This window comes from Legionella drancourtii LLAP12 (assembly GCF_000162755.2).
Taxonomy (GTDB): domain Bacteria; phylum Pseudomonadota; class Gammaproteobacteria; order Legionellales; family Legionellaceae; genus Legionella; species Legionella drancourtii.
Map to the genome: position 1 here is coordinate 45789 of NZ_JH413828.1, position 8663 is coordinate 54451.

Below are 8663 nucleotides of genomic sequence, written 5' to 3' on the forward strand. Positions count from 1 at the left end.
AGGCCTAGAGTAAAAACTGCGGTACGTATGACGTTACTCATAGTATTTCCACTCATGATACATCCCCATTTTTTTATTTATTCCTTACTTTTAGTATAGCTCAAAATGGGCTTAATTATTGCAGTAATTACTATGATTAAAGTGGTGTTTTGCGTGAATTATCTATGGCATTTTCAATACAGCAAATAAATGAGATAATAAGATGCCATACGTTTTTTTCAACTATTTATGCAACTCACGCAATTTACTGATTATTCATTACGCGCCTTAATTTACATTGGTGTACGACAAAAAATCTGTACTATTAACGAAATTTCAATTGCCTATTCTATTTCCCGGAATCATTTAATAAAGATAATTCACCGCCTATCTCAAATAGGTATCGTAAAAACCATCCGCGGAAAAAATGGCGGTATAGAAATGGCTATTTCTCCTGATAAAATTAACTTAAAGCAGCTTATCCTAAAATTAGAACCAAATTTTGATTTAGTTCCTTGTTTTAACCAAAATAAAGAACCGTGCCGGATTGCATCAGCCTGCAAATTACAAACCATCCTCTATGAGGCGCAAAAAGCATTTTTAACTGTTTTAGAAAAATTTACCTTAGCCGACATTATGCATAATCAGGCTGCACTACATCAATTACTGAAAATAAATTAGCGAACGCTCATGATTAAAATTAAACGGATTTACGAAGCGCCTGAGCCACCCGATGGATTTAGGATATTAGTAGATAAATTATGGCCTCGGGGGATAAAAAAAGAAAAAGCAGCATTAGATCAGTGGTTAAAAGAAATTGCCCCCAGCGATATGTTACGCAAATGGTATAACCACGAACCGGAAAAATGGCCTGAATTTCAACAGCGTTATGCAACAGAACTTGCAGACAAGCAAGAACTATTGAACATGATTAAAGAAAAAGCAAAAACAGAAACGGTTACCTTATTATTTGGTTCAAAAGAAAAAGAACGTAATAATGCCATGGCTTTGCTTAAAATTCTGAATGCTATAAAAAACTAACCCCTAAGTTATATCGGTCTAATGTCATAATAAGTTGCATTTAAAATACAACTTATTTATCATTGTTCTAACTGACACATTGGCAGTAAATTATGACTGCGCTAACTACAGAACATATAAAAAAACTCGTAACTCATTTTTATCAACACGTGCAAAAAGATGAGGTATTAAGTCCTGTCTTTAATGAGGTAGCTAAAGTTGATTGGGAGAAACATCTTCCCCTCCTGTGCCAGTTTTGGAACAGTGTGATGCTGAAAACCAATGAGTACCACGGCAACGCCTACCAAAAACATGCTTTACTGAAAGAATTCGCCACCATTAAAGAAGAACACTTTCTCCGCTGGCTCAATTTATTTAAACAAGAGGCGATAAAGCATTTGCCCAAAGAAGCTGCGGAAGAAATAATTCATAGAGCGTCGTTAATTGCCGAATCATTAAAATTCGGCATGTTAAACAAAGGCAACCAAGAGGAGTGAATGTACATGATAAAACCACTGACTCGTGATATCTTATTGACTTTAGTAATTAAATTTTCTCTGTTATTTGTATTATGGACTGTCTGCTTCAAAAACGTGGAAAAGCCAAATAGAAATACAGAACAATGGTTGTTTGGTACAGTACAACAACAAAAACAACCATAAATTCAAGGACAATTAATAGTTAAAATCAGCAACCTATTAATTGTCCTCCTAAAAATGCTACATTCATTTTTACTTATGAGGTGAGCCCATGATTCCTGGTAGTGACCTAGTTGATCTTTCCCGTCTCCAATTCGCCCTAACGGCGCTGTACCATTTTCTATTTGTTCCATTGACGTTAGGTTTGTCCTTAATTTTAGCCATTATGGAAACCATTTTTGTCATGACGGGACGCGATATTTGGCGGCAAATGGTCAAATATTGGGGTATGCTTTTTGGAATTAACTTCGTTTTAGGTGTGGCTACCGGTTTAACGATGGAATTCCAATTTGGTACGAATTGGTCTTATTATTCGCATTATGTAGGTGATGTTTTTGGTGCTCCCTTAGCAATCGAAGGCATTATGGCCTTCTTTTTAGAGGCCACTTTTGTTGGCTTATTCTTCTTTGGCTGGGATAAGCTAAGTCGTGTGCAGCATATGTGTTGTACTTGGCTTCTGGCTTTAGGCACCAATCTTTCGGCCTTATGGATTTTAATTGCAAATGGCTGGATGCAAAATCCTGTGGGTGCCGAATTCAATTTCCAGACCATGCGCATGGAAGTCACCAACTTTGCCACCGTGATGTTTAACCCAGTGGCCCAAGCTAAATTTGTTCATACAATTAGTGCCGGCTATGTCACTGGCTCCATGTTTGTCCTTTCTATTAGCGCCTACTTTTTATTACGACGCCGAAACATTAATTTTGCCAAACGTTCGATGACGGTAGCGGTAAGCTTTGGCTTAGCCTCTGCATTAGCAGTAGTTGTTTTAGGTGATGAAAGTGGGCATCTTGATTACAATAATCAAAAAATGAAATTTGCTGCCATCGAGGCCCTATGGCACACGGGAAAAACACCGGCAGAGCTTACCCTGATAGGCCTTCCCAATGAACAATCAATGACCACCGATTATGCTATTGAAATCCCTTATGCCTTAGGATTAATCGCTACGCGTTCCTTTAGTCAACCGCTCGAAGGGATTGCTGAGTTGATTGCCCAAGGAAAAGAGCACATCAAAGAAGGCATGCTCGCCTATGATGCGTTAACACGCCTCCAGAAAAATCCCAATGATGAACAAGCAAAGGCAGATTTTACAGCGCATAATGCCTATTTAGGTTATGGTTTGTTATTGAAAAAATACACCGAAAAGGTTATTGATGCCAACGAAGAACAAATTGATAAAGCAGCTCACGATCTGAAACCTAATGTTACTCCTTTATTCTTCTCGTTCCGGATTATGGTCGCCTGCGGTTTCTTCTTTATTTTATTATTCGCTGTCGGTTTTTACTTGTCAGCCAAACGTCAACTACATACTTCGCGTTGGTATTTACATGCGGCCTTCTGGGCATTGCCTTTGCCCTGGCTTGCCGCTGAATTAGGCTGGATAGTGGCCGAGTATGGACGTCAACCCTGGGTAGTACAAGGAATATTACCGACGATGATGGGTACCTCATCAGTCAGCACCGCCCAAGTACTTACATCCATTTCCGGCTTTGTCCTCTTTTACAGTACGCTTGCGGTAGTTGAAGTCTACTTGATGGTCAAATACATCCGTCTTGGCCCTGATAATCTAGCTCACTAGGAGAATAATGATGCCTTTAGATTACGAAACATTACGTGTTATATGGTGGGTATTGCTTGGTGTTTTACTGATTGGTTTTGCCGTATTTGATGGCTTTGATTTAGGCGTTGCCATGTGGCTACCCTGGATTGCAAAAACCGATATGGACCGACGTGTACTGATTAACAGTATTGCACCAACCTGGGAAGGAAACCAAGTCTGGTTTATTCTTGGTGGTGGTGCAATTTTTGCGGCGTGGCCAGCATTATATGCCGTGTCTTTCTCAGGTTTTTATCTAGCAATGCTCCTGATTCTACTTGCATTAATTTTGCGACCCGTGGGCTTTAAATACCGCTCCAAAGTAAATAATCCCCAATGGCGCGCCTTTTGGGATTATGCTTTATTTATTGGTGGTTTTGTTCCTGCACTCATTTTTGGTGTTGCCGTAGGCAATGTATTGCAAGGTGTTCCCTTTCATTTTGACGATAATTTGCGCCCATTTTACACCGGGAGCTTTTTCGCTTTACTGAACCCATTTGCCTTACTATGCGGTATCTTATCCATTTTAATGCTCGCCATGCATGGTGCTTGTTTTCTTAATGTGAAAACCGAAAAACACCTACAACAAAGTGCGATTAAAGCGGGAAGAATAAGTGCACTACTTACCTTGCTTGTATTTATTGGGGCTGGATTCTGGCTCCATTATGGCATTAATGGTTATACCTTAAGCAACGTTTTACCTCATGATGGTCCATCAAATCCGCTTTATAAAACGGCCGTGCAGCAAGCCGATGCCTGGTTTAATAACTACCGTAATTTCCCAATTACTTTATTAGCACCAATTGTGGGTATTTTGGGGGCATTTTTAGCACTAATATTAACTCGCTTTGCAAAGCTTGCATTTGTTTGTAGCGCTCTTTCCGTTACGGGGATTATAGCCACGGTTGGCGTGAGCATGTTTCCATTCATCCTCCCCTCGTCTACAAATCCTGGGCAAAGCCTAATTGTTTGGGACAGTTCGTCTAGTCAGTTAACGCTATTTATTATGTTAGTAGCGGTCATCATCTTTTTGCCGATTGTGCTGGGATACACCGCTTGGGTTTACCGTGTGTTACGCGGTAAGGTAACGGCAGAGACGATTACCAAGAATCACGAAACGGCTTATTAGGAGATTATTTTATGTGGTATTTTTCCTGGATTTTAGGCACGGGCTTAGCCTGTGCTTTTGCAATATTAAATGCAATGTGGCTTGAACTTAGAGATAATGATGACGAGCAAGCTGAAGCTAGAAAAGCTTAAGATCAATTGATAAAGCCTGATAAACCGCAAATGTTGGGACAAACGAAAACTTCCTTCTCTCCGCGCAGTGGGTGGGAGAAAGAGGTTTTCTTTAACTTGACGGCGATGCGGTTTACAATCCTCTCTTACAAAAGCCACTAAGCCAAACCTACACGTGCAAGATTATGAATAGGGGCTAAATCCGCTGCTAGCTCAGCGCCATCAACGTGCTGCGTTTAAAAAAGAAAGTTTGTCGCTGATGGCTAATTTTTATGCCGGGCTATAGCAAATTATCGCTCAACTTCTTCGATTTGTATGACCTGAATTCTGGGGATCATTACATTCATCAAGTTCTTGGCGAGCTTTTTCAATAGCTTTAATCCTTTTTTGTCCCTGGGTTTCAGCAAAAAAGCCAAAAGTTCTTTGTTCCTTCGAAGTGCATAGCCATTTTCCAATCATTAATAACAAGCCTATGCCCGTAGCGGCAATAGCTATATTGGTTAAAATAGGCTTCAAGGAGGCTCGGTGCATTTTCAGCTCTCGGTATCCTTCATTAAGGGTTTGCTCAAACTCTTTTCTTAATTTTTCAAGCCTGTCAGGGTTCTCTTTATCTGCGCGAGCCGCGATAAATTCTGTTGCTGTATTTGCAAGATTTTTCGCTAATTCTTCAGCCTTTTCGCTTTCTTGTTTACTTCTGGGATCATCAGTTTCTTCAGATAATTTCTTGCCATAAGCATCTAATTCGTTAATATGCTCATATAAGGCTTTAACTCGGCCTATACTTGTCTCTCCTAATTCAGTTTTTGGTTTAAATTGTGCGTCAAATGCAGCTCGATGTTCTGGTGCCACAGCGGTCTTGGTCAAATAATAGGTATAGTGCTCCGCCGCTGCTGAAAAATTATTTTCTGGGTTTTGTTGATGCCAGGATAATACTAAGGGAACTACCATTTTCAGAGCATAGGGTAAGATTAAAGCCTTATTTTCCGTGTGTTCCAATAAGAAACGATAAGCGTTAAGGCTCGGTTGGCAAATGCTACTATCTTGCAAAGACAGGCTTAAGATTGATTTTTCCTGTACTAAGAGACCTTCGATAGCTATCGTATCTAAAAGAGACTTCCAAGAAGGAGGAGATATATTTATCTTATTGTATTCATTCTTAATTGTTTGAGTAAACTCTTCTTTTAATTCTTCTAGTCGCTCAGGCTTTTCCTTATCAGCACGAGCAAGGATAAATTGTTTTACGATAATTGAAAGCTTTTTCGCTAACTCTTGAGGTGCTTTTTCACCTTCTTGTGATAATTGTTTAATGTACTTATATAATGCACTAACCTCAGGATTGATAATCTTTCCTGCTGTCTTGAGCAAATCTCTAAAGGTTGGAGCGGGAGACAAATGTTCCTGTTGGGCTATTTTAAGCTGATTCTCATAAACCTTGACCAAGTCTGAGGCCTTATCAGAATCAACTCCTTTGAGGATTAAAATTTTTACCATTTCTTCGTAGGTATAAGGAGCTAAAGTCAATGTTGTCAGGCGCCTTGCTAACGCGGTACTGGGAGCGCGTCGTCCTGCCATGGTGACAGGATTTTGCGTTCCAATGACCATAAAACCAGGTTTTTGGGGACGTTCTCCTTCTAGTGTTTTCCCCATTAACAAAGCATTGAGGAGACGCTCCATCATCGGAGAGCTATTAATTTCATCAATAACTACGACAGCTCCTTCATGAAAAGCTTTTATCAAAAGGGCTGTTTTCTCCTCGGTTTGCATACTGACTGGCATACGATAAAAGGGTTTATCCTTATCAAGATTGGCGCTCCCTTTGTAATCATGAATTTCTTCATAACCATGAGCGCGCAATGTGCTTACAACGAATTCACTTTTACCAATACCAGGCTCGCCATCCAGAATAATACCGCCTAAACCACCATAGCGCTGGGAGTTATTGGATGCGGATAGACGTCTGAATTGACGCAAATCCAGTAAATCACTCAAGTGTTGGCCGATACATTCTCGAGAGGTCGTAATTAGGAAATCATCGTGTTGAGTCACTGCTTTTTTACGCTCTAATTCAGCTTGGGGTTTACATTCCCTGTTAAAGGCTTTTTGGTGTTTTTCTGGTACTAATGTTTGCGCTAAAGTATAGGCATAATGCTCTGCCGCCAGAAGATTATTGTTTGCTGTTGGATTCGCCTGATGATAAGCCAAGACTAGCAATGCCATCATTTGCAATTCTCGAGGTGAGATGAGAATTTTATCCTCGGAGTGTTCACATAAGAAACGATAAACTTTAAGAAGTGGTTGGCAAAGAGCGAGGGTATCAAGAGAGGTCTCTGCAAAAACGGGTTTTAAAATTTTTTCATAAATGAATTCCTGGGGCATCGGTTCGAAGACTACCGCATTGCCATGTCGCTCAAAAAATGGGGATAGCTTGCGCTCATCCCCATAATTGATGGGATTGCCTGCAAAGACGACCTTATGATGCTCGCTTAAGAGATGATATTGGCCCTGAATCAGGATTCCTGGAGACTTATTAAATAAGCCTTCAAATTCACTCCATTGTCTCGGACTTAAATTGGCTTCATCAATGAAGAGGATTTTTTGTTTATCGGATGAATCGGTTGCCCAATCGAGAAGTTGGGATTCACCCTGATAGAGCACATTGGTTTCTGTGTTCTTAAAATTTTCTTCCACAAAGGTTGACTTACCAACGGCCGTAAGGCCCGTGAGAAAGACATAGGGCGAATTGTTTAAGACTTGGGTAACTGAATTAAGACGTTGTTCATTAAATGCCAGGGCTATAGCAATACTTTGGTCGGCTTTAAACTCATCTAATTTCAATCCTCCCGCTAAACCATGCAACCCTTTCCATGCATCCTCAGAGGATGATGCATCAGGATTATTTTGTAGATAGGATAAACGGGCTCTAAGTTTGGCTAGAGGCTCTCTCTCGAGTTCTTCTTGGCTTAGCCGCTCGATGTCACTGGGGAGGAAAAGACGTTTCAGACTTTCATATTTTACATCAGGAGTTATATTATATTGTTCGGCCTTTAAATAAGAAAAAGCATTGTTATCACTTATCAGCAGCAATTGACCTGGTGCATTTGGTTTGTTGTGCCTTGCCAGTAATAATGGGGCTAAGGCTTCTACTAGCTCTTGTGAAAAACGCCCTTTTAATATTACCTTTTCATCCTTCTCCAAAGCATTTAAAAGCGCGCAGTTTGTTTTTTGGAAGGCTAGTTGGCAAGTTTTGGGCTCGAAGTTAGCGTTGGTATGAGTTAATAAATCATCGCCTTCACATTCTGATACGTCTATCACCTTCCAGCTCGGATCATCTGTGGTTAAAAGATCTACCGTTGTATCATAATCAGTGCTGACAAGAACTCTGGTTTTTTCCGTTGTCTCTAACGCTTTAGTTAGACGATTACCCGATAATTTTTTGTTCAAGACATCAGGAAGGGTTATAGTAGGTGCACAATGCACGATTAAACGAACTTGATGCTCTTGACAAGCTACCAAGAGAGCGGCCCATTCTTTCTCGTCCAAGGCATGTGTTAGATTAACATGTAATTCCCTGTTCGCAGAGGCTTCAATCAAGCCATTAATCGTATTCAGTGTTTTTGTCTCATTGTCACATTCATAACGCTTGAAAAACTCGCTCAGACGGCTTGGGTTTAAGACTTCAGCTTCAGGTACAAGCGCAGTATCCAAGGTCATGCAAGCAGTTAATTCTTCCCAAGGATAACCTTCGCTTGTAAGAAAACGGAAGGACATAGGAAGATGAATCGTGCGTCCCGCATGCTCAATTTTGCCGAGTAAACAAGCCTGTTGCCAAAAAGTGATGAATTTTTCATCATGCAAAGGAGGATTTTGCAGCTCAATAGGAAAACCACTGTCCAGAGCATTTTGCAATGCACCCTCAACAAAATAAAGATTATCTTTTTTAATCTCCCAGCGCCCAAGAAGGCGCTCCTCCCAGTCACTTGCCTTATAAAGGTTTATGGGTAAGGTTCTATTTATATCCACTTCGGTTATCTTTTCCAGAAATGGAGGCACAATTTTTTGTAGGTGGTTTGACAGCGATTGAGCGTCAAATGAGCAATGCTCTATTCTGTCAAAACGAGAATAAAAAA

8 protein-coding genes are annotated in these 8663 nt (G+C 40.4%); 7 read left to right on the plus strand and 1 reads right to left on the minus strand.

The window, feature by feature from the left end:
* Positions 1-228 precede the first annotated feature (228 nt).
* The 7 genes from LDG_RS10370 to cydX all read left to right on the plus strand — a co-directional run bounded on the left by LDG_RS10370 (position 229) and on the right by cydX (position 4557).
* The gene (locus LDG_RS10370; RefSeq protein WP_006871296.1) at positions 229-660 is read left to right on the plus strand and encodes an Rrf2 family transcriptional regulator; all 432 of its coding nucleotides are present in this window, start codon (positions 229-231) and stop codon (positions 658-660) included.
* A gap of 9 nt (positions 661-669) precedes the next feature.
* Complete coding sequence (locus LDG_RS10375) at positions 670-1020, plus strand: DUF488 domain-containing protein (RefSeq protein ID WP_006871297.1); 351 nt, start codon at positions 670-672, stop codon at positions 1018-1020.
* 92 nt (positions 1021-1112) lie between these two features.
* Positions 1113-1496 (plus strand): group III truncated hemoglobin, encoded by a 384-nt coding sequence (locus LDG_RS10380; RefSeq protein WP_006871298.1) that lies wholly within the window; start codon positions 1113-1115, stop codon positions 1494-1496.
* A 6-nt stretch (positions 1497-1502) separates the two neighbouring features.
* Positions 1503-1661, plus strand: a complete 159-nt coding sequence (cydP, locus tag LDG_RS19885) for a cytochrome oxidase putative small subunit CydP (protein ID WP_006871299.1) — start codon at positions 1503-1505, stop codon at positions 1659-1661.
* Between the two features lie 88 nt (positions 1662-1749).
* Positions 1750-3279 carry a cytochrome ubiquinol oxidase subunit I gene (locus LDG_RS10385; RefSeq protein ID WP_006871300.1) on the plus strand — a complete coding sequence of 510 codons (1530 nt, stop codon included), beginning with the start codon at positions 1750-1752 and terminating at the stop codon, positions 3277-3279.
* Positions 3280-3289: 10 nt separating this feature from the next.
* Complete coding sequence (gene cydB, locus LDG_RS10390) at positions 3290-4426, plus strand: cytochrome d ubiquinol oxidase subunit II (protein ID WP_040535389.1); 1137 nt, start codon at positions 3290-3292, stop codon at positions 4424-4426.
* Between the two features lie 11 nt (positions 4427-4437).
* Positions 4438-4557, plus strand: coding sequence for a cytochrome bd-I oxidase subunit CydX (gene cydX / locus LDG_RS19020; protein WP_006871302.1), 120 nt, complete (start codon positions 4438-4440; stop codon positions 4555-4557).
* Positions 4558-4833: 276 nt separating this feature from the next.
* Here cydX and LDG_RS10400 read toward each other — a convergent pair whose 3' ends face one another.
* Entirely contained in the window at positions 4834-8556 is a 3723-nt protein-coding gene (locus LDG_RS10400) for an AAA family ATPase (protein WP_148263553.1), read from the minus strand.
* Between the last annotated feature and the right edge of the window lie 107 nt (positions 8557-8663).

What these genes read in the sequence shown, in the direction of transcription:
- LDG_RS10370 (WP_006871296.1), top strand. Translation starts at nt 229, where the DNA reads ATGCAACTCACGCAATTTACTGATTATTCATTACGCGCCTTAATTTAC.
- LDG_RS10375 (WP_006871297.1), top strand. Translation starts at nt 670, where the DNA reads ATGATTAAAATTAAACGGATTTACGAAGCGCCTGAGCCACCCGATGGA.
- LDG_RS10380 (WP_006871298.1), top strand. Translation starts at nt 1,113, where the DNA reads ATGACTGCGCTAACTACAGAACATATAAAAAAACTCGTAACTCATTTT.
- cydP (WP_006871299.1), top strand. Translation starts at nt 1,503, where the DNA reads ATGATAAAACCACTGACTCGTGATATCTTATTGACTTTAGTAATTAAA.
- LDG_RS10385 (WP_006871300.1), top strand. Translation starts at nt 1,750, where the DNA reads ATGATTCCTGGTAGTGACCTAGTTGATCTTTCCCGTCTCCAATTCGCC.
- cydB (WP_040535389.1), top strand. Translation starts at nt 3,290, where the DNA reads ATGCCTTTAGATTACGAAACATTACGTGTTATATGGTGGGTATTGCTT.
- cydX (WP_006871302.1), top strand. Translation starts at nt 4,438, where the DNA reads ATGTGGTATTTTTCCTGGATTTTAGGCACGGGCTTAGCCTGTGCTTTT.